The sequence below is a fragment of the Citrobacter telavivensis genome (assembly GCA_009363175.1).
Taxonomy (GTDB): Bacteria; Pseudomonadota; Gammaproteobacteria; order Enterobacterales; family Enterobacteriaceae; genus Citrobacter_A; species Citrobacter_A telavivensis.
In genome coordinates, this window is the sequence record CP045203.1 from 100177 (window position 1) to 120424 (window position 20248).

The 20248-nt window shown below is 48.9% G+C and carries 34 protein-coding genes; 30 read left to right on the top strand and 4 right to left on the bottom strand.

Annotation, left to right across the window (positions count from 1 at the left end; translation table 11 throughout):
• The first annotated feature begins 13 nt into the window (after window positions 1-13).
• The 18 genes from GBC03_00560 to GBC03_00645 all read left to right on the top strand — a co-directional run bounded on the left by GBC03_00560 (window position 14) and on the right by GBC03_00645 (window position 10196).
• Window positions 14-334, top strand: a complete 321-nt coding sequence (locus tag GBC03_00560) for a hypothetical protein (protein ID QFS68801.1) — start codon at window positions 14-16, stop codon at window positions 332-334.
• A gap of 87 nt (window positions 335-421) precedes the next feature.
• Entirely contained in the window at window positions 422-844 is a 423-nt protein-coding gene (locus GBC03_00565) for a hypothetical protein (protein QFS68802.1), read from the top strand.
• A gap of 272 nt (window positions 845-1116) precedes the next feature.
• Window positions 1117-1512, top strand: coding sequence for a hypothetical protein (locus tag GBC03_00570; protein ID QFS68803.1), 396 nt, complete (start codon window positions 1117-1119; stop codon window positions 1510-1512).
• Between the two features lie 181 nt (window positions 1513-1693).
• The gene (locus GBC03_00575) at window positions 1694-1885 is read left to right on the top strand and encodes a hypothetical protein (protein ID QFS68804.1); all 192 of its coding nucleotides are present in this window, start codon (window positions 1694-1696) and stop codon (window positions 1883-1885) included.
• Between the two features lie 130 nt (window positions 1886-2015).
• Window positions 2016-2711 carry a hypothetical protein gene (locus GBC03_00580; protein QFS68805.1) on the top strand — a complete coding sequence of 232 codons (696 nt, stop codon included), beginning with the start codon at window positions 2016-2018 and terminating at the stop codon, window positions 2709-2711.
• A gap of 22 nt (window positions 2712-2733) precedes the next feature.
• Window positions 2734-2931, top strand: coding sequence for a restriction alleviation protein, Lar family (locus GBC03_00585; GenBank protein ID QFS68806.1), 198 nt, complete (start codon window positions 2734-2736; stop codon window positions 2929-2931).
• A 52-nt stretch (window positions 2932-2983) separates the two neighbouring features.
• Window positions 2984-3442: a hypothetical protein gene (locus GBC03_00590; GenBank protein QFS68807.1), complete on the top strand. Its 459-nt coding sequence runs from the start codon at window positions 2984-2986 to the stop codon at window positions 3440-3442.
• 303 nt (window positions 3443-3745) lie between these two features.
• Window positions 3746-4378, top strand: coding sequence for a hypothetical protein (locus GBC03_00595; GenBank protein ID QFS68808.1), 633 nt, complete (start codon window positions 3746-3748; stop codon window positions 4376-4378).
• Window positions 4379-4838: 460 nt separating this feature from the next.
• Complete coding sequence (locus GBC03_00600; GenBank protein ID QFS68950.1) at window positions 4839-5510, top strand: hypothetical protein; 672 nt, start codon at window positions 4839-4841, stop codon at window positions 5508-5510.
• Window positions 5511-5764: 254 nt separating this feature from the next.
• A complete protein-coding gene (locus GBC03_00605; protein ID QFS68951.1) occupies window positions 5765-5971 on the top strand; it encodes a hypothetical protein in 207 nt (68 codons plus the stop codon).
• 138 nt (window positions 5972-6109) lie between these two features.
• The gene (locus tag GBC03_00610) at window positions 6110-6349 is read left to right on the top strand and encodes an antitoxin (GenBank protein QFS68809.1); all 240 of its coding nucleotides are present in this window, start codon (window positions 6110-6112) and stop codon (window positions 6347-6349) included.
• Window positions 6350-6351: 2 nt separating this feature from the next.
• On the top strand, window positions 6352-6660 hold the full coding sequence (locus tag GBC03_00615) for a cytotoxin (GenBank protein ID QFS68810.1): 309 nt from the start codon (window positions 6352-6354) through the stop codon (window positions 6658-6660).
• Window positions 6661-6993: 333 nt separating this feature from the next.
• Window positions 6994-7548: a hypothetical protein gene (locus tag GBC03_00620; protein ID QFS68811.1), complete on the top strand. Its 555-nt coding sequence runs from the start codon at window positions 6994-6996 to the stop codon at window positions 7546-7548.
• A gap of 69 nt (window positions 7549-7617) precedes the next feature.
• Window positions 7618-8235 (top strand): hypothetical protein, encoded by a 618-nt coding sequence (locus GBC03_00625; protein QFS68812.1) that lies wholly within the window; start codon window positions 7618-7620, stop codon window positions 8233-8235.
• Between the two features lie 82 nt (window positions 8236-8317).
• Window positions 8318-8788 carry a hypothetical protein gene (locus GBC03_00630; GenBank protein ID QFS68813.1) on the top strand — a complete coding sequence of 157 codons (471 nt, stop codon included), beginning with the start codon at window positions 8318-8320 and terminating at the stop codon, window positions 8786-8788.
• Window positions 8789-9134: 346 nt separating this feature from the next.
• Window positions 9135-9377: a hypothetical protein gene (locus tag GBC03_00635; GenBank protein ID QFS68952.1), complete on the top strand. Its 243-nt coding sequence runs from the start codon at window positions 9135-9137 to the stop codon at window positions 9375-9377.
• Between the two features lie 10 nt (window positions 9378-9387).
• Window positions 9388-9786, top strand: coding sequence for a hypothetical protein (locus GBC03_00640; GenBank protein ID QFS68814.1), 399 nt, complete (start codon window positions 9388-9390; stop codon window positions 9784-9786).
• Window positions 9787-9869: 83 nt separating this feature from the next.
• Window positions 9870-10196, top strand: a complete 327-nt coding sequence (locus GBC03_00645) for a hypothetical protein (GenBank protein ID QFS68815.1) — start codon at window positions 9870-9872, stop codon at window positions 10194-10196.
• A gap of 362 nt (window positions 10197-10558) precedes the next feature.
• Here GBC03_00645 and GBC03_00650 read toward each other — a convergent pair whose 3' ends face one another.
• The gene (locus GBC03_00650; GenBank protein QFS68816.1) at window positions 10559-10897 is read right to left on the bottom strand and encodes a hypothetical protein; all 339 of its coding nucleotides are present in this window, start codon (window positions 10895-10897) and stop codon (window positions 10559-10561) included.
• Between the two features lie 237 nt (window positions 10898-11134).
• On the opposite strand from GBC03_00650, the gene GBC03_00655 reads away from it, so the two are divergent.
• From GBC03_00655 to GBC03_00670, 4 genes are all read left to right on the top strand, one after another.
• Window positions 11135-11578 (top strand): hypothetical protein, encoded by a 444-nt coding sequence (locus tag GBC03_00655; protein ID QFS68817.1) that lies wholly within the window; start codon window positions 11135-11137, stop codon window positions 11576-11578.
• A 118-nt stretch (window positions 11579-11696) separates the two neighbouring features.
• Complete coding sequence (locus GBC03_00660) at window positions 11697-12038, top strand: hypothetical protein (protein QFS68818.1); 342 nt, start codon at window positions 11697-11699, stop codon at window positions 12036-12038.
• Between the two features lie 158 nt (window positions 12039-12196).
• Window positions 12197-12751, top strand: coding sequence for a hypothetical protein (locus GBC03_00665; protein QFS68819.1), 555 nt, complete (start codon window positions 12197-12199; stop codon window positions 12749-12751).
• 49 nt (window positions 12752-12800) lie between these two features.
• Window positions 12801-13067, top strand: coding sequence for a hypothetical protein (locus GBC03_00670; GenBank protein QFS68820.1), 267 nt, complete (start codon window positions 12801-12803; stop codon window positions 13065-13067).
• 67 nt (window positions 13068-13134) lie between these two features.
• Here the strand turns inward: GBC03_00670 and GBC03_00675 are convergent, their stop codons facing one another.
• Genes GBC03_00675 through GBC03_00685 form a run of 3 tightly spaced genes read right to left on the bottom strand, consistent with a single transcriptional unit; the run spans window position 13135 to window position 14310 of the window.
• Entirely contained in the window at window positions 13135-13365 is a 231-nt protein-coding gene (locus GBC03_00675; protein ID QFS68821.1) for a hypothetical protein, read from the bottom strand.
• 43 nt (window positions 13366-13408) lie between these two features.
• Complete coding sequence (locus GBC03_00680) at window positions 13409-13867, bottom strand: RES domain-containing protein (GenBank protein QFS68822.1); 459 nt, start codon at window positions 13865-13867, stop codon at window positions 13409-13411.
• Window positions 13864-14310, bottom strand: coding sequence for a DUF2384 domain-containing protein (locus GBC03_00685; GenBank protein ID QFS68823.1), 447 nt, complete (start codon window positions 14308-14310; stop codon window positions 13864-13866). The genes GBC03_00680 and GBC03_00685 overlap by 4 nt, the downstream gene beginning before the upstream one ends.
• A 148-nt stretch (window positions 14311-14458) precedes the next feature.
• On the opposite strand from GBC03_00685, the gene GBC03_00690 reads away from it, so the two are divergent.
• From GBC03_00690 to GBC03_00725, 8 genes are all read left to right on the top strand, one after another.
• Window positions 14459-14776, top strand: a complete 318-nt coding sequence (locus GBC03_00690) for a hypothetical protein (protein QFS68824.1) — start codon at window positions 14459-14461, stop codon at window positions 14774-14776.
• Window positions 14777-14817: 41 nt separating this feature from the next.
• Complete coding sequence (locus tag GBC03_00695) at window positions 14818-15660, top strand: hypothetical protein (protein ID QFS68825.1); 843 nt, start codon at window positions 14818-14820, stop codon at window positions 15658-15660.
• The gene (locus GBC03_00700) at window positions 15632-15910 is read left to right on the top strand and encodes a hypothetical protein (protein QFS68826.1); all 279 of its coding nucleotides are present in this window, start codon (window positions 15632-15634) and stop codon (window positions 15908-15910) included. The genes GBC03_00695 and GBC03_00700 overlap by 29 nt, the downstream gene beginning before the upstream one ends.
• A 59-nt stretch (window positions 15911-15969) precedes the next feature.
• Window positions 15970-16413, top strand: coding sequence for a hypothetical protein (locus GBC03_00705; GenBank protein QFS68827.1), 444 nt, complete (start codon window positions 15970-15972; stop codon window positions 16411-16413).
• Between the two features lie 1018 nt (window positions 16414-17431).
• Window positions 17432-18274, top strand: a complete 843-nt coding sequence (locus GBC03_00710) for an HNH endonuclease (GenBank protein QFS68828.1) — start codon at window positions 17432-17434, stop codon at window positions 18272-18274.
• Window positions 18275-18695: 421 nt separating this feature from the next.
• The gene (locus GBC03_00715) at window positions 18696-18947 is read left to right on the top strand and encodes a hypothetical protein (protein ID QFS68829.1); all 252 of its coding nucleotides are present in this window, start codon (window positions 18696-18698) and stop codon (window positions 18945-18947) included.
• Between the two features lie 455 nt (window positions 18948-19402).
• Entirely contained in the window at window positions 19403-19924 is a 522-nt protein-coding gene (locus GBC03_00720; GenBank protein QFS68830.1) for a hypothetical protein, read from the top strand.
• Between the two features lie 46 nt (window positions 19925-19970).
• The gene (locus GBC03_00725) at window positions 19971-20240 is read left to right on the top strand and encodes a hypothetical protein (protein ID QFS68831.1); all 270 of its coding nucleotides are present in this window, start codon (window positions 19971-19973) and stop codon (window positions 20238-20240) included.
• Window positions 20241-20248 lie beyond the last annotated feature (8 nt).

Below are 20248 nucleotides of genomic sequence, written 5' to 3' on the forward strand. Positions count from 1 at the left end.
TCGAGAGGTTGCTATGCATAAAATTGAATGCCCACGCTGTCTGGGTGGTAAGGGTGAGATCCGAGCGTTCCGGCACGTTCAAGGCGGTGTGTGTTTTCGCTGCAAGGGCCGGGGGTATGTCGAGGTGAAAACCATCCCGAAGCCTTCTATCCGGTTTGTTGCTATGCAGAAATGGGCAAATCCAGAGGACGTTAACTACAACAATGGGGATTTTATCAGGACGTTCTATTTCAAGGCCCGAAGTCAGGCTGAAGCAACAAAGAAGCTTCAGAAAAAACTCGGCGCGTCAGGTCGTGAGTTTTATGCCACTCCTGCGGATGATGTCCAGCAATAAATGGGGGCGTTTTGTAGTGGTTTATTCACTCTGAAATCTATCACTCTGGTTATGATTGGTTTCGAAACAAATGACAGGTGGTAACACATGAAAAACCAGGCTAAAACACAACATTCTGTTTTTAAGTTCATTCGAGCTGCGATTCCGGTAACAGTTCTATCGGCTATACAGTACGCTGTCATTTCTACATTGCTGGTGGTTGGAAAAATTGACCTTCAATGGTCGGAACTCGCTACATCACTTCCGTTATGTATTATTGCAATATTCTCAACAGCATTTGTATTTTACGACCCAAATGAATATGAGTACTTTCTTTCAGTGCTGGGAATGCTTACCGTTTGGGTTTTAGTGTTTATTGCATCAATACTCCTACTTGTAATCGCGCGAGGTTTTTCCTTCATCACAAGCAATTATGTAACATATGCTGAATTGGCTTCCTATTCCATACAGATAGGAATGATGATTGTATTTTACTTCAAGAGGGATAGTCTTAATCAACAGACCCTATAGATACAGTATTTCGCGATTAATATTATCATTGAACATTAACGCACAAAATTTACCCCCACGTCATACAAGGTTACCGATGCAATGAAAAATAAAATTATCGATGCAAAACTTGCATTTTTTAAAGTAGAGGGAACTCCAAGTACTGGTCACGTTGTGGTTATCGGGAAACCATCATCTGGGAAAAGTTTCTGCCTTACTGATGAAATAACGCGTTTGTTAAAAGCAGGTAAAAACCACGAAAATTAATTTGAATATTGCAAGCGGGGTTTGCTATGACATCAATTATTACCACTTTATATGAAAAACTTTCATTTCGTGTGCTCGCAGTTCCGCTGATTATTTTCAGCATTGAATTTTTGATATGGGCAGTGCTTATTCGAGAAAATGTTATATCCGGGGACTGGCCTTTGTATAGAACTTGTTTGTTCGCTTGTTTTTCCTCGCTGATTATAACTGGATTCACATTCCAGAATCCTGAAGGCAGTGATTTCCTAAAGGCAGCAGCAGGTCTCCTTGGATGTCTGGCCTTGGGGGGATTGATAATTATTATTTATTATATTGGCACTCTCGAATTTCCGATTATCACTGCCAAGATGGTTTGGATTTTCATGATGGCAAGCTTTACGTCTCAGCTTTTCACTTGCCTGATGAAATCGATGACTGATTAATTTGAAGTTCAGCAAAAACAATTGCAGAGCAAAGTTATTTATTCACTCATTTTGCGATCTAAGTATGCTTACGCTGAAGTAACCGAAAAGTACCTTTCTTGAAAAGTTTTTTCGGGATTTTAGGAGAAATGGATAATGGCATTCTCACTTACTTTCCATCAATACATTCTGGAGTAATAACATGTTTACTTTAGTTCTCGTGATTGGGCTTTATTCAAGTGGTCTTAATCCAAGTGGTGTCACCTCTCAGAAAATACCTGACTACAAAACCTATGATGAATGCCAGAGTGCCGCGCCTAAAGCAAAGCGTGGGGAAACTATCACCATCTTAAGTTATTGCATTCCCCAGCCTGCGGATAAGACAAAGGCGTAAAGGCTTCGCTATATGTGAATTATCGAAGGGGTGTCCATTTCATACCCGATTACTTCGTCAATTGTCGACCGGTGGGATAATAGGATTAAAACAGTTTTTAGCTTCACGATATTATGGAGAAACCGCCGTCATGCACCCATTCGATTCGGTCAGAGTAAAACTGAGTTTTGCCGGAAAGCCACCAGCGGCTTTACTGCAAAGCGCCCTATTTCTTGAAAATCAGCGTCCCGAATCCTCCAGTTGGAGCGACCCGGGCACGGCGGGTAATACACTGCTTCGCGACATCCTCCGGTCACAACCGGTTGAACTGAGCACTCTACAAGGCGTGGTTAATCTGACTACTGGCAACCTCGGTAAAGCCGAATGTAGTGAGTTGCTTGCACTGATGGGCCTTCGTAGCTTCGGTGAAGAAGCTGCTGAGTTAATGGTTCGCAATGCGTCAATGGTTTTTGCGAGTGGACAGGCTAATGCAAAGAACCTGATTCGCATGGAAGTCACTAAATCACACCTTACTTCTGATAAGCAGGTCATTGTCAGTACTGAAACCCTTGAGCGGCGTATGTACGTCATGAACAGCAACGGTATCTGCTTCGTCGTTGAGCCTGAGATCTGCCTTGATGCCGAGAAACTGCCGGGCGCGGATTTCTTTATCACTGAAGACGAAATGGATGCTGCGGGCGTGAGCCGCTGGGGTGAAAACGGCAGTCAGCACTGGCGATGCATGGTTACCTGGTTCAATGGCAGTAGCACCATCATGAACGAAATGGGACACATGTACGAGCTCGGTGATGAACCTGAAATTCGGCTCAATAGCTTCGGTGGATAAAGCCCACCAGCGAGGAAATACGATGAGACACGATAACGTCAAGCCCTGCCCTTTCTGCGGTTGTTCATCTATCCGGGTTCGGGAGATTTCGAATAATTTTCGCGCCTGCTGCAATTCCTGTGAGGCCACGGTGGCGTTTCAGGACTCCGAACAAGCCGCTGTGACGCGCTGGAATACCCGCGCTGAAGAGAAACAATCTGGCGGACTCCAGTCAGCATAAATTAAGCCCCGGGCTGCTCTGGGCCTGAATACCGATAAGAGGAAACACCGACATGAAATTTTACATCAGCGACGTTTTATGGAAATCCGGGCAGGCATTCATTTTCTCGTTTGTCACTGCTCCGGCAGTTGCGTTACTGCTCATTCTGTTCTGCACAGTTCTTACCAGTTCACCATCCAAGGTCTTCCTCGATCAGGCCCGTAGTCTGGTTGGAAATGCCACCAGCACCTCGGTCATGGTTTGCCCTGAAGAGAAAGCAGTGTTTGCCGCGTTCCGCTCCTCAGAATGCCAGCGACACGTGGTGAATGCCGATGATGCCATTAAACAATGGGACTCGCTGTTGCTCAAAGGCTACCTGATAGTGGCGGGTATCGCTCTTATCTGCTGGATGGTAAGCGAGGCAGTTAACTACCGCAGAAAGCCGTGGCGCTATGGGATCCGTCCCTCTGATATGACATTTAGCTATACAAAACTCGTGCCGAAAGAATCCGATGATGACGCGGATAAATAACCACTCATTTAGCACGGCAGACAGCCGGTCAATGCCAGCAGCACAGGGGGCAGTATGGGTAGACCTACAGGCAATATCGTCAGACTCACAAAATCAACAGGCCGCAGCAGCGACTTTTTCGGGCCATGTGAGTTGTGTGGAAAACATATGTCAGAAGCATTCCGTACCCGAAAAGCGCGTGAGTGGCAGCGTGAAAATGGCGAACTCTATTACGGCCATGATTCCGCCGTCATGTATGCACATGAAAAATGCATTCTGAATCTGGAAAGCAAATTTACCTCAAATTAACGACTGGTGAGATTTATGAAAATACCTCTGGGTAAGACGTTCCCAATTTTTTTTATCTTATTGGTGGTGGTGCTGGGGGGCGCTATCGCCGAGAAACTGCTATGGGAGGGACACCTCTATCCCGATTTTCTTATCAGTGATGCCTATGTGGCGAAAGATACTCAATTGCAGGCCAGTAACGACACAACACTGTTGAAGCAGTGCTACGCTCAGCACTTAACTGGATGTGAAAAGTATTATAGAAGCTTCAGCCAACTGGAGGTCAGGGGTAACGATCTCAAGTCGCTGTGTAAAGTCCTGACAAATAACACTGATCTGGACGTCTTTCAGAGTGATGCTCAATTGCTGGTTCGTTGCTCACGATGGAATGTTTTCCGTGTAATTCCATTTAAACCTACAGATAACGCAACTGATAAATTTAAGCCAATGGTCGATATGGTTGGGAGCTGGATGGCCTACAACCGGCTCTCAAAAGAGCTACTTCATGAAGATCCGGTCGATATCTTTTTTGTTGGACTGGATGAGGGAAAAAAGCAACTATCCCTGAAATATTGCTTTACCGGGGTTGATCAAATTCCTCCTCAAGTAGCTTTCCAGCGATGTGACACCGAGTCGGATACGACTAAAACCCAGAGTGACAAATCATGATGACATTTCTCGCTAATTTGCATCGCCATACTACGGCCTGCCGCAGCTTCGCATTCTTCACTCTGGTCTCCGGCCCGGCGATTGCTTTATTTATCACGTTCATCTGCATGAACTATTCAGGTTCACCTTCAGCGCATCTGGTTAGTGCAGCCAGGGCTGTCATTGATGGTGCTCCGGTCGGCAAACTAATGGTATGTACCGAAGAGCCACAATCCACGACTCCCCCGACACTTATCGAATCTCCCTGCGTTCGCGAGGCGGTCGATGAATCAATAGTAACCGCGAAGTGGGATTCAAACTTCCGAATGGTTTACGCAATGCTTGCTCTGCTTTCTTCTGTTATCTGGTGTCTAGTGAGCGCCACACGAGCGAACATATTCAAGGACGCTAAACCCCCTACTCGATAAGCCTGTCAATTCTCAAATAAAATGATGAAAAGTTGTGAAATTAAGGAGTGATGATGAACATAAATTACAGTATTAATAACAGTGTGCTCATGATGATGAGTGAGTTTATGATTACAGCTTTTGTAATCGTAATACTTTTTGTGATTGTATTAGTATATAACAAAGCGTTTAAGTCTGAATTAAGCATAAAAATATTTTGTTTTAGTCAGTTAACAGCCATTTTCATTTCCGTATTAGAAATAACAACAAAAAGAACAAATGCTGGAAGTATCAGTATTACATGGAGTGACGGCATCCATCAGTTTTATACTCACGTTTTTCTGGGGTTTGCTTTTTCTTTCTTACTTTTTTTGCTTGGTCTTTATGACTACAAAATGAAAGGCAACAAAGATGGTTTAAAGGATTGCAAAAAACATGTTTTACCGTGTTTCATAGGGAGTTGGTTCGTATTAATAATATTCTTTTTCTCCGCTTCGCCTTTGCGCTATGAGGAGAATTTGATTACGGATGCTCGCGTCGTAGCTTCGGATCCCAATCGAACCACAATTATCTATGCTGATGGGTTCTACTGGCTATTTGATATGGATAGAAATGAATTTGATAAGTCTATATCCAGAGAGATAGTCAGAGGCAACTACAAGATGTTATGTACTTCAGATACACCAGCTACCTGCTGGGCGGGCAGAAAATTCCCCAAAAACACATCACTGGATAAAGTTTTATGAAAGATTGTAACGCTGAGAAATATAGCTATTCATGTCTTTTCGCAGCGGTATTTAGACCAGGTGAAATGCCTGTCATTTCCGCGTTCCGGGCGCGGTATTGGGCTCTAATCATTCGATGGGCATTGCGTTTCGGTTACACCGTTTGCCTGATTGGCAGCACTGGAACCGGAAAAAGTTACCTCATCGAAAGAACGCTACCAGGACGGATCATTGATGCCCGACTGTTACTGGTAAAGAATGATTGGCATGGCCCTGTGCCATTCAGTTTGCGCGGTGCAAAGCCCGGCCCAGTTGGCATTGATGAGTCGTCCAGCTTTTCAGAGGAAACGCTGCGTCAGAACGCGGAGAACCTGAAAGAAAGAGGGGTAGTGTATACAGCACAAAGCATTGATAAAGCAGCTAAAGTTGCAGCCAACCTGCCAAACAGGCGTGTGTTGCTTATCATGATTGGAAAAACGTAGCCTCTGCGGTCTAGGCCATCTGACCTGCTGAACTGACGCAGTAGACTCTCTCGGAGGCAAACAAATTTGCTGGTGGGATAAAATGGGCGCATACTTAAAGCACGTGTAATCGACACGTGCTTTTTTATTGGAGGACACATGCAGGCTACAGCTGCTCGCCAGAAAAAAACCGTCAGTGTCACCCTTGAGCCAATGCTCGTACAGCAGGCAAAAGACGCTGGGATTAACTTGTCCGCCACGCTGGCAGAAGCGCTTCAGAGCAAACTGAAGGCCAGTGCAGCGGAAGAATGGAAACGACAGAATCGTGCTGGTATTCAGGAGTTGAACCGCATCACTGAAGAGCATGGGTTACTGTCTGACGAATACAGGACGTTCTGATAATGCAATATACCGTTTACCGCAATCCCGGCAACAGCCAGGCATACCCTTACCTGCTGGATATACAGAGCGACATCATTGGCGAGTTAAATACCCGCCTGGTGATCCCCCTTCATCGGCTTAAAAAAGGAGCCTCGGCCCCGGTTGCGCGATTAACTCCGGTCATACAGGTGGAAGGGAATGACGTTATCCTGATGACGCATGAAATGGCTTCAGTCCGCGTGAAGCAGCTCGGTCAGGCGGTCATGGACGCATCTCCGTTCCGGCACACTATCAAAAGTGCGGTGGACTTCCTGCTGGATGGTTTCTGACAGAGATAATGAGCGAGAAAATGATGAAGCAAAATGAACTGCTGGAAGTGGCAAAAGCCATGCGCGATTATATTGATGCCCTCCCTACCGATGTCGTTGCAGCATTACCGGTGATGCCGGGATTTGATCGAGACTGGGCCGACGAAGTCATTTACGAAGCCGAATCCGCCAGCAAATAACCCCCCGTCTGCGCCCGTTTCATCTGAATTCGGGCCGTCACAATCTTTCTGATTTTATTGAGAAAACAGCCTCTTTTTGTCCCCTTTTTTCCTTCGTCAGCAGACTCAGTCGTTCGATAATAAAAACAGACCAACACAACCACTGAGGTGTTTCATGTTAGCGATTATCCCGGCAGCAGGCACTGACAAGGTTTTTAAAACCTCCCTCAAACACGTGCTCGATGAGGACTTCCTGTTTGCAATGGCTTCAAAAGCAAGCGCGACGTACATTTCATCCCATATCAGCGATGACGGTGAGGGCACAGTGTTTTTCAGTCTGAGCGACTGGGATAACCTCAAGCCTTCCTTATCGGCTGATGGCTGGGATGGCGATACGATGCCCGGCTTCATTGATTTGCTGGATGCAATCGCAGCGCAGGGCTATAACACCGTCGAATTCCACATTTCTCACCCACTGGTGGTTGGCGCGGTCTGGTTCACCGATGAGTATTACTTCACGGTTACCCCGCTGGCGTATGACCTTGCCACGCTGGATGGTCAGTTTGTTCTGCCGGATGGCTCTTCCTACCGGCTGGATGACCTTGATGAAGTCAGCTATGACGAAATGACCGACTACTTTGACGGCATTATCGAAGTCGATGGCGATACCATGCTGGGTGTAAAGCGTAACGACGATGACACCGTAAACGTCAGCAAAATCGAAAGCTAACCCCTCCTCCCCGGTGTCGGTATCCGCCGCGCCGGGCTATTTTCCTGCCATCATCCTCTGGAGTGTTTCATGAAAGACCGTTTTTATCTGGTCAGCTTGCGTGACACCGTTGGTAGCAATACCGCTTTTCATAGCCATCACGGCAGAGGTTACAGCACCGATCAGCGTAATGCCCGGGTTTACACCCGCGAGGAAGCACAACGCGCATGGAATACGGGACGGGAGTTTGACCTGCCGGTTGATGCCGATGCAGTCGACCGCCATCTCGTGTTTCATGTTGATCATCAGTTTGTACCGGGAAAAACCATTCTCTCCGAAAGCGCCACCAAATATGTCGGCTTCGTTAATGGCCAATGGGACGGAAACGATCTGTTCTGGCTGGCTGATGCGGGTACTACCACGGATTTTTCCCTTGCCAGAGTTTTTGACTCACCACAGGCAGATAGACCTGATGTCGTCTGGTTACCCCATCACATCCCTGACGCTGCAAAGCGCCCTACCTTCAGTGTTGAGCGGATAGACCGCCGTAAAATGACGCAGGGGGCCGGTCTGCTGATGCCTGCCTGGCTGAAACGCCAAAATCGCCGACAGTCAAAGGGGCTGACTCGCTGGAATTGCCCCGGGTGTGGCCGTATTTCATGGCAACAGAATCCGTATGATTTTGATGGTTGCCGGTTCTGCATATAGTCAACTACCGCGAGAGGCCTCTATGTTCCGATTATTACAGAAGTGGTTAGTCAGGTTTACCTGTCAGGACGATATAGATTGTATGTCGACCCGGCGCTCTGCGGGCGAGTTCTGGCTGGAAATAGATGCCCGTCGTCACTGGATTTTCCTGGACATCGACGGTGTACTCCACCGGGCGGAAAACGGGTCACTGGAGTTTATGCCTGTGCTGGATCACGTGCTGACGCAATGCCCGCAGACGGGAATTATCCTTTCCACAAACTGGCGTACCGGCGTACCCCGGGAGATGGTGCTGAGTCATTTCCCTGCGGGTATACGCGATCGGATTGCTGGACTCAATCCCGATCTGGATGGGCTGGTGAATAACCACGTGCGTTATCACGAATGCATGGCGGTCGTTAAACGGTTCGGCCTACAGCATTACACCTTCGTGGACGATACCGCTCGACTCTTTCCAACTGACTGCCCTGCCCTGTTCCTGACTCACCGGCACGAGGGGCTGAATGCAACGCAGGGTAGCGCTTTGATAGACCGGATTCGGTTAATGAAATGACCGGTTTAAGGCTGAATACAAATTATTAATGAGGATGCGTTATGAATGAAATCCCACAATACGTCTATGACCTGATCGGTATTTGCCTCTTTGTTGGAATGTGGGTCGGAGGCGTTCTGCTTATTTGGTTTATTTTCTCTAATGGAGAGAGCGACGAATAGCCAGGCAACTGGCGCAACTGATGTTGCAGGATGGCCCCAACAATATCTTACCTGCTTACGCTCTGATTACCCGCGCAACGCTTCGTCAGAAGCGGAAAGCTGGGATAATGAATATATCCCGTATACACCAGGCTATCCCAATGAAAATTACTGTGTTTACTGCCCCTGATTGTCCGAAATGTCGCATGACGCTTACCCGCTTTTCTCTGGCTGGGGTGGACGTGAATGAGATCCCGCTGGTGGACAACGCAGATCTCGTTCGCCTGACACAAAATACCGGTGCGCCGCTGGTGGTGGTGGTCAACGATTCGGGCCGTGTGACGGGTTGGGGTGGGTTCCGGCCAGATCTTATTGCGACAACTGCCAATGGCTGGAGTGTCGGGTCACTCGATATCCCCCCGTCGCTGGTTAATCACGTCCTTCACTGAGGTAAACGCCATGCACAATATCTCTGTCGAAATCCCTGCGGCCCTCGGCGTACATCCTCCTTCAGGAGCGGATGTCGTGCTTATAGACGATCTGAATAACGCCCTCGCCGGTGCTGGCTTACCGCAACTGAAGATAGAGCCGATAACGTGGACACCGCCATCAGGCCGACCGGTGATCTACCGGTCTGAGGTTCCCGATATCCTGCGCATTGCAGGTATAAACCCTGACACCTCTGACATGGTGAAAACCTTCTGTTCCGGGCCACTGCCGATTGACGATAACGAGCTGGATGCCCTTCTGGAGATGCGCGAACGGGACGGTCATAGCGAAAGCTTCAGGATCGCGCTCTGTGGGGCGCTGGACGCGATTCTCATTCGACTCTACTCAGCAGAGCGTCAGCTTCGTTGAAACGCCAGTAAAGACGCTGGTGGCCTCATATGAGGTATCAATCGGCTCGGTTCCGTCTCAATAATTTAAAGAGAGCACGGTATATGAGTCCTGAAGAAGAAAAAGTGCTGCATCAGCGGCTGATACAGCTTGGCGATATGATGGGGGATGGCCTGCACTATGAGCGCGACGGTCAATGGATCACCCGGGAGTACAAAGCCACGTTGCGGGCGCTGGGGCTTTTGAAGGCTCCCAAGCGTAAGCATAACCCGACCAAAACACTCGCTGTGGATGAGCGAATGGCACAACGTGTGAAGGACGTAGCCTGTACCCAGTGCGCCGGGAAACTGAAACAGGTGCGCTCCGGGTCTCTGAAAGCGCAATGCACCCGGTGCAAAACCAAGTTCACCCTCCTGAAAACCATTAAGTAACTATACCCGCAGCTGGTGGTCACCCCACCAGCATAAAATATACCCGAAACTGTGACACCTGCGCTTGCCTGCCTCAATGTCGTGATAGCTGACAACCCCCACGAAGAAAACAAACCTCACACCTGCGATCGTCGTGATGCAACGATTTTGTCGAGCCAATTATATGAAGAGACTGTTATGAAAGACTTCCATTTCCTGTATGTCGAACTCCTGGTCGAATTGCTTCGACTGGTCAATTTTCTTCTGCCGTTGTGGTTTGGTAGTTGAAAATAGCAGGTAATACCCGGGCAAGACCTTCCCGTTTTTTTAAAATAAAAGGGCGCACATAGCGCCCTGTCAGAAAGGTATTTTGAAGCAGCAGACTACTTACGAAACTCCCATTGTTTAATCAGCTTTTTGACAAACGTCTCGCCATAGATCTCATGTGACTCCATGTATGCACAAAGCTGTATCAGGGTCATCATGCCATCGCGAAGGGTATCGCATGACTCGTTACGGCAATAGGCCGTGAGTTTGTACATATTCGCCCCGCAAACGTCCGGGTTGTAGAGATTAACAATCAGGCTTGCCGCGAATTTCTTTCTCTCTGCGATAGCGCCCAGATAAGCCAGCTCCCTTTTCAGGTCTTCCGGGATAGGTGTGACAGCACACGCTCGCGGGTTCAGGTTTATCTGGATATGGTCAAAGTCGAGTTCCTGCATTGTCCTGGTTCCTTCTGCTGATATTCGGTATCCGTCTGCCGGGCCACACGATTCTGCATGTAATGCCCTTCATATCACCATTGTACCGGATACCTGCAATTTGCCCCGTAACTACCGGTGCTGATGATAAAAAATATCTTTATTTTGCGAACGATATACACCAGTCCGTCCTGATTTCGTCAGCTGAATTGTGCCGGGTAAGCTGGTTGCCATGTGAGTGACCTAATGGAGAACACCATGCAGCACACTGCAACCACACACCCGCAACCGGCTAACACCGTGAGTATCGTCAGTACGACCTACGGTCAGACGCTGGTGGTACTGAACGGGAAATGTCTCTACTGCGCACCACCAGAGCGAGGAGACGAAGCCCGGCAGCTGGCATCAACCACTGCCGGGGCACTCAACGTGCCGGTCGATGTCGTCCACCTCGATACATTTGCTACCGATACAACCGAAAGCCAGCTGATGGCCCGCTTTGAAAACCAGAATGCCGGGCCGTGGTATAGCCATGCGTTTACCATCGCGTTCAGTGTTGAATACCCGGCGAAGAGTAGCGATGACATTCCACCAGCGGAATTACACCGTGCATTGATGAAGCGGGCCAGAGAGTTTACCGGTGATCTGGATGCGCTGGTGGAAGCCTGCGGGGCATCTTATGACAGTTATCAGATGGGGTAACTCCTGCTGGAAATGACCGCATTCTGCTGGCGTTTTCAATGAGATATCGCCAGCCGCTTTGGTAGAGTTTTCCAGATAGCAAGCGAACATCATAGCCAGTGGCAAGAGGTAAACCTATATGAATTCTGTCTGTCTTGATTACGAGAAAGTGGATTTTCTGGCGAATCTCCTGATCCCCACCCTCGCCAGACACCCCATCAGTAACAGTTTCCCGGAGCGCGGCCTCGCACTTAAGGAAAAGCACCCTGAGCTGGTGGGCTGGCCCGAGCGCAAACTGGGTGAAGTGGAAAATTACCAGAATGCACTGTCCAGACAGCTACCGAGCCTGAACAGCATGTCCTTGCCGGAGTTTATCGACTTCATTCTCACCCCGCATGTCGCGGAGTATGTTCTTGAGCAGGTTGGCACTCCGCTTGCTGAAGAAACCATGCAGCTGTTTATGGCGAAAGTGAAGGCATAACGCGGTTTTCAGCCCCATATACTCCAGATCATAACCGGCCTTAATGGTCGGTTTTTTTTGTGAATTTTCTGCCCCGAAAGCCTTCGTCACCTGCGGGGAGCGTGGTTAACTGGTTATGTAAACAAAACGAACAACACACATAACTACAGGGGTCTACCATGTTAAATCCAGCTATCTGCGCCATGTTCATGTTTCAGGGCTTCCAGCATGAAGTCTCCCGTCTGACCGCATTATCAGTGGCTAATCCTATCCCCCTCACCTTCAACTGTGACAGCGTACAGACAATGATCTGTGAAACGCTGGCTGGTGGCGAAATTGAATGTGCTCACTGGATGTTGGATGCCGCAGAGCAGATCTGTAAAGCCTGCGAACCTGCGTATCAGGCATCTGAAGAACCGGGAGTCTGGTACTACGACATTGCTGAACGTCTGGGCGCTGAAGTGGCCTGCCGTTGCGTAAAAGGTGATATCAGCACTGACCAATTGGTCGCTGTTGCAGTTAACCTCACTGAGTCATGGAACACGCTGAGCGAAGACAGCAATCAGGAGCCTGATTGCGGATCATATGAAAATACCGTCAGGACGTTGGTAGAACGTGCTGATACAGCAGAAGCGGCTTGCGTAGAAGCAGTCAGAATCCTTGATGGTGGTGAGCGGCAGGCGTTATCAAAGGCGATAGCAATTCTTCGCCCTGTGGCCGCAACGTTGCAGTAGATAGTGGCAGAACACCAATACACACAACACTCACTACAGGAAAATGACCATGAAACTCACCGTATCGACTCGCCCGGTAAGAATTGAAGGGAATTATGTCTCTGTCGTCTTTAATCGTTCCCATAACTCCATGCCGGAAACAGCAGAGGTTAAAAATGCCGATCAGGCGCGGGCATTCATCAACGATTACATCGCCCGTAATATCAACGAAACGCCGATGCATCTGGTGCTGACAAAAGAGGGCCGGGCATTTGGCGGGTTCGACGCGCTGAATAGTAGCCTTCCGCCCGCGATTGAATCATCAACCCGTTTGTAATGACTGACTGGTGGCGCTCAGTGAGGAGCGTCACCCGGCATCACGGAGGGAGTTGCAAGAGTTCTGATTAGCCTTTCCTGACCCACGCCCAAAGCATCGCACCCGCCAACACCGTCAGCATCAGAGCAAACACGGAACCAACCAGACTCGCATCGCCATTCTTGCCGGAGTAACCGCAGGTTTGAGATGCGTCACCAACTGCCTGACAAATTGAATCGGGATCAAGTCCCCAGTAGACAAAGGCGAACAAGGCAATTACAGAGATAAACGCTTTAGCGACTTTCGCTTTCTGAATCATCAGAGACACCTCAGTTCGTCAATGCCGGGGAGTTGCCTGTGTGTTATTTCAGGCGGGAATCAAACCGGAACGGAATTTTCTTAACCGTAGCCATCAGGTCAAAGAGTTCAGGGTGTGCCGGATTCAGCAAGTAGTTAAATTCAACCGGAGACAACGCACTTGGAATACGCAGCGCGATAGAAGAACCGCTTTCAGCCCAGTTATCACCGTAGAGCGCCAGCTCAGCAGGAGCATCCTCACTCGCCCAGTTATCAGGGAGACGGCTCATGTCGAAGGTCTGGATCTGATCATCCGGTACATCAAGACTCAGCAGTGTAAAGTCGTCCAGTAACTGCGGCGCGTGAATGTGTACCAGCGTTTCAAGCATGGTAAGGCTGGCCGTTTCAGACAGGTAGACCATTGCAGTGCCTACGCTGTTCCAGCGGCCCCCCGCTTCTTTCGCACCCAGACCAGACCACGCAGTCATCAGATAACGGGTCTTGGTCAGTCGGTAAAGGATCACGAGTATACCCCGTGCTCAATACGCGTAATCAGGCGCATCACTTCAAGCGCACCTGTCTCAGAAGAAACAAGCTCTGCCGGTGATTTCCAGCTCAGACCACGGTTCGCTTCGTTCAGCCATTTGTGCGCCGCTTCTTTGTCACCTTCAAACAGCTCTACAGCGCGTTCAATTACGCGGATAATGCGCACCAGACGTTCGCTCTGATCGGCAGTGAAACGGTCTTTGATGCTACGATTAAACGTCGTATTAGGTATACCCGACATTTTGCGCAGCTCAGACGGCGTGATGTTAGCCCATTCAGAAATGTGCTTAGCTACTGTGCCATCGAGACCGTGATTGATTTTATCCATCAGCGCGATACCGTCATTATCCAGCCCAGCAACCTGCCATAAGCAGTGCTGATTCGTTTTGGTAACGTCTGGAGAAAAAACTTTCATCGTCATAACTAGCCCTCCCATTTGGTAATTCAATTATACCATATGGAACACTAACGGCAATCTTTTAACCATCAGACAACCTCAGCGCCCTTCGTCACCAGCCCCACCTGCCAGATAATAGGTCAATAACGACAAAACTATGACAGGGGGCATCATGCCGAATCTCTTACGTTATGACCAACTGGACTCCTCACGTCAGCCAGCAGCGCGGGCATCAGCCGCTAGTGGCGAATTATGGTGTGCCCGCAACAACGTAAAAAAGCAGGCGGCAGCGTCAAAGGCCGCAATTCACCAGGCAATCAATGATCAGCACCGCATTACCCGGCTGCGAAACACCTTTTCGCTCGCGAAGGATATGCGTGAAAAGCCGGTCGTCTGGATTGAAAAGCGCATCCTCGAAAATCTGTGCATGTTCAATGAGCAGGGCGATATGTACCTGTTCACGCAGCAGAACTTTGTCAGCAAACTCTGAACCTCCGGCCCGGCTCGTCGGGCCATTAAAAGGAAACCGATATGACAGACTTCATTGATAAACTGGCAGCGAATGGTGTGGCCTTTACCCTTCAGGACGGACGAATCATCGTTGAAGGCGATCTTCGTGTCGGGTTTACGCTTGAGCCAGAAGATCCGGCAATTCCCTGCGACTATATTCCCGCGAATCTGACCGTGACGAACACCCTGACCATTCTGTCGGGCATTCATAGCATCCCTGCCGGGCTGGTGGCCCGCAATCTGTTTATCAGCTACTCTGAGCTGGAATCTCTCCCTGACAACCTGACCATTACCGGTACGCTCATGGCGAATTCTTCACGTCTTAAGTATCTGCCGGAAAATCTGACGGTGGGCCGCGTTCTGGACATCATGTGTACTGATATCGCCTATCTGCCGGATACGCTGAAAGTAGCTGGCAGTATGATGCTGTCAAACACCCGTATTACCACTTTGCCGGATAACCTGCATCTTGAAGAAAATCTGGCCCTCGAAGCCATGCCGTTGCAAGCGTTGCCAAAAAACCTGAAAGTGGGCCACAGCCTGTATCTGGATGCTGTGGCTCTGAAGCGGATCCCTGAGTGTATATCGTGCCCCGTGATTAACCTGGTTAACCCTGGTAATTTTGAAAATGTCGCGTCAGTCACCGGTATCGGCGGAAAGCCTAACCGCCATGTCTATGCGCTACGTACAGCGCTTGGCGTTCGCGTATGCATGTACGATTTGTCTGTAGACCCGGAAATATTTGGTCTGCTGGTACGTGGCATCTATGATGAACCCACGGCTGAACTACTTGATAAGGCCGCACAACAATGTATTCAGCGTCTGGAGGATATGTATGCTTCTGAAAACGCAGTTCGGCACTGACTCGGGTATGATTTATACCCGGAAGGTGTATCTGCATTACACCGACACTGACGGGCATTCACGCAGCAAGCTGATAAAAGGTTACTACTACCCGGGCGAAGTCCCGGTTGAGTCGTTTTCAGAGCGGGCACTTGCTCCTGGTATGCGCCAGCTGTTGAGTTGCCGCTGCGGCGCAATAAACTGGGTCGCAACTGGTGGTATCAACGAATACCAATGCGACTGCTGCGCAAAGGAAATAACCGTTTACTGACGGTCTGCACGGGGATACCGTTCGACCGGCATACCCATGACAATAAGAGCAGGTGCTAAATGACAAAAGAAGAATCACAATTTTATGCTGGTGCAATCTGGGCCGCATCGACCATTTACCGGATGCATTCTGACTCGGTGGTAGCGAAAGATTTTCTCCGTGAAATTAACGATCTGGATGTGGCAGCAAAATGTGGTGCTGAGTACGACGTTCTCCCATTACGCCTGTTTGTTTTGCGCGATTTACCATTGGGCCACGATGCGGATTATGAAGCCATCAGCTTCGGGCCGGTAGACCGTCACGGCAATATCATCTGCGATCACTCTCAGACTTCGGTCACCGATATCTCCGGCCAGCGAGCGTATGGGGTTTATGCCCGCCGTGCGGGTGAGTCGAATCTGACGCTCATCGACAATCTTGATGATGAAGAAGAAGCCGAACCACTGGCGAAGGTGCTGGCTGAACAGCTCCAGCAAATCAAAGAAGGTCGCTACGATATTTAAGCGTTAGACCACGTACTGCTGGTGGCAATACACTGGCGATTAAGGGGGTTAAGTGACTTAAATGATCCACTGACCTGTCTGTGTAAAGCCTGTTTATCCCAAAGCCGTCTGGTTCACCAGGCGGTTTTTTTATGCCCGGAATAGCAAGCACAACACAAAACGAAACCGATATTATCTTTCTGAAAATACAGGGCTTTTTATGCCCTGGTTTTCTTCGTCACCTGAGTCACTCACCAGATACTGGATACAGAAGCCACAACATGTAACCCGTTATCAGGAGCGACCCATGAAAGCACAAGCTGTTCGTAATCACTCTTTTGGCTCACTGAAGCTCAGCGCAAGCAATGCGGCAGCAGCCGCGCTGGCGCACCCGGTAACCCATTTCTTCATGCTGTTCGCCATCGTGATGTACCTGGTCTATGGCGGTGTAGTACTCGGCATTAAGCCGTAGCATTCCCTGTGGCCGGTCGCCCAACCGGCTTTGCCTCCAACCCTTCTGGAGGTAGTTGTTAACTTCCCCGGTAAACCGGGGATTTTTTTACCCGTAGTTCCAGCGTTCGCCACTGGAGCTAAAACCCACCAGAGCGAATTCCGTAACATAAGCGCTTCTTCTACGTCCGATCAGTACCTTACCCTATGAGCAACCCGTCACACTCTGCTAGCCTTCCTCCCGGAATGAACGACACTCTGATGTCCCTATATATCGAACCGGATATGCCTGGTATCGATGATCTCGTTATAACAATTATTCGGCTTCGGCGTGAGGGCTGGACAGCATCTGAACTGACTTTCCGTATACTTTCGTCAGTTGCATATCAGGTGATTCCTCCAGAGGCGTTTACCGACCCTAAGCATCACCTCCTGAAAGAGTATGTCAGTTTGTCCCGTGAGTTCGGCCTAGTAAGCGGGGCAAGACATAATGCTCACCTCCGTGGTGTCATTCGCAGAGGGATAATGTCGGGAATAGATAGAGCAGAGGTAATACGCCGCGTTCTTTTCTCCCCGCACTATTCAGAACATGAGGAAGATAACCAATCTGATTCGTTCCCTCGTTCGTCGTAACAACCGGGTGGCATTAACGCTTTTTCCCCGAATGTTCCGGTACAAAGCCTTTGGCGTGGTTGAAACAGGATCTGGTTATCCGCGACGGCCTGAACATCAGGAATCCAAAGTTTGTCTACTGGCAGGATATCTCAGAGTCCAGGAAGAAATTCGTGCTTCTCAGGCCCGTCTGGCTTTACTAAATACTGAAATCGAAAAGGAGAATGCTCAGGAGTACGCACGTAACAAAATTCCGGCATCACGGTTGGCTCACTTCAGGCTCTGGTTCACTCGCCGATTTGGTAATGACACATCCCGTTTGATTGAGTCCGTGGACACCTACTGCGAGGAGCAGAATCCAGTAATGGATGAGCAACCGGCTGTATTGCCATTACCACGCGGTCACCTCCCCCATGCAGATATCCGTATGCGCTCCCCGAGCTTCCGCCGAGAGGTTAGCGTTCGCGATGTGCATGTCCAGTCTCAGTTCCGTGAGTTGGTGGATAAGAATTTCGGAAGCCTGTGCGCGGTATCGGGCAAACACCTCAACGGTGTGCTGGAGGCAGCACATATTGAACCAACATCCGTAGCAGGCTGCTATAACGCCAGTAACGGCATTTTGCTATCACCAACATTCCACAGGCTGTTTGACACAAACATGATGGGTATTGATCCTGATACACTACAGATTCACTTCGCCAGCGGTATAGAGTTCCCTGAGTATGAAGGGGTCTGTATAAAACCGTTGTTCTACAATCTGGATAAAAACAGGCTCGGGGCAAGATGGCTTGAATTTAAAGTGAAATCACCTGCGGAGTAAGCCCTCTCCCCTCTTCCATCTCCCTGCCCTATCCAATCTATTTATTGGAAAGGCATAGCAGCATGGAGATAAGTAGCACACAAGTAACTCACCGATAATTCACATAAAAACCATATCAAAACAAATCAATCAGTTTATCGCATTTCCTAGCGCACTTTTAATTCACATTTTATGGACTTTTAATCCAATCCTCTCCTGTTCACTTTGAATTTAAGTGATATCAGTGAATGATAAGGTACGAATAATTCACTAAATAACAACTATGTAAATTCAACAGCATAAAAACCAGAGCGCTATCTTCGGACTGGTTCCAGTAATTGATGGTTTGAGTCCGGCCCGCATGTCATACTGATTTATATCTTTCGTGTAGCCCTGCGGTAGGCACGATTTCATCCCAATACATCCAGTGGCATGTGACTATATGATCGACCAAGCAGAGTTAATGAAGAGTGTTTTAGCGGTTCTGCAAGCCAGAAACGTGTCATTATCAGAGAGCCCTACGCGAATTCTGATGATGCTTCCAACACGGTTACGCGTGAATGTCACTGTAATCGATGCTCAAAATGAACCGTTAACCGCGACACTGATGCTGGATCAGGAAGGTCAAGTGACCTGTAAGCTGGCAACAGACCCCGCTGATACCGTCGTTGATATCAGTCGATATAGAGTATGATTTAAATCTTCGCGTTCCAGCCAGCCGTTCCCAGCTTCGTTGTAGAATATTGCAATAAGCCAATCCCCAGCCAGCCCTGTAATGTAACCGAAGAAAATCGTGCGCAATGCGCACGTAAAAATGTCTGCCCGCCACGCGGGCAATCGCCGTCCAAAAGCTTCGCTCTCAAGCGAAGCAGGCACGACATGTAAATTCGAATAGAGCCCTCACGGGGCGATTAGGCGAATTCGCGGCCCGCTAGGGCAAAGTCTCAAAGCGTATGGGGGTTAACACCCCCAAAACGCTGTGGAGACTGTTGTGGCTTTTCGGAACTACGATCCCGAAGTACTGACTAAGGGTTGCGGCTGCCACCAGCCCGGCTATCAGGCGACCCAACAATTATTTCTCCGTATCACTTCGTCACCTGCTCAAGGTGATTGAAAATAGAATCACAATTAGAAAGCGGGGAACACACAATGAACACTCAGACAAGAATCAAATTGAAAGGCCTCAAAATCTATACTGGCATGAGCCAGGAAACAGTCTGCTTTAACGCTACTGTCCTCTTCGACGGGCTGAGCATAGGTACAGCTGATAATGATGGGCATGGTGGCGAAACTCGCGTACTGTTCGAACCAGGAAAAAAAGAGCTGTTCCGCCAGGCCGAATCATATGCGAAGGGTCTTCTGCCAATCTGCCTTGGCGAACACAATGGCAAGCCATTTCTCATAGACTCAAACCTGATTGAAGTAATCGACCAGCTTGTCAGTGACGAGGAGCGTAACCGGAAAACTAAATCAAGTTTCAAGAAGGTTTACCGCAAGAAAATCTGCGTCTTACGCGAAGGTAGACTTTGGACAGTGGGCTACAAAAGCCAGGCTCAATACGCTTCATACATCGCACAAATCAAAAAAGAACATGGCCCTGATATCGTTATCCTGGACGATTTGGAACATGATGAAGCTTTCGAGCTGTACAGTAAGCACTTATACGCCTGACCATCAAGCGTGGTAGAATTGGATAATTCTAGCGCAGAGGATCACTATGAAAGTTAAAGAGCTTATCGCCCAGCTTCAGCTACACGACCCTGATGCTGTTGTCGTAATTGCCGGATTTGAAACCCAGAGTACTGGACTGGTTGCCGAGGCCGATACTATTAAAGAATGCGTGACAGTTCCTGTCCAAGCGGACAGCATGACGGGTGACCGTTCGTTGGCAAAGGAGGGTTCACCTTCTGTCTGGTTGGGATGGGGGAATGATTACCGCACGGAGTTCTTCGTTAGTGCCATCAACGACCCGGACGAATTAGCCTAACTATATCG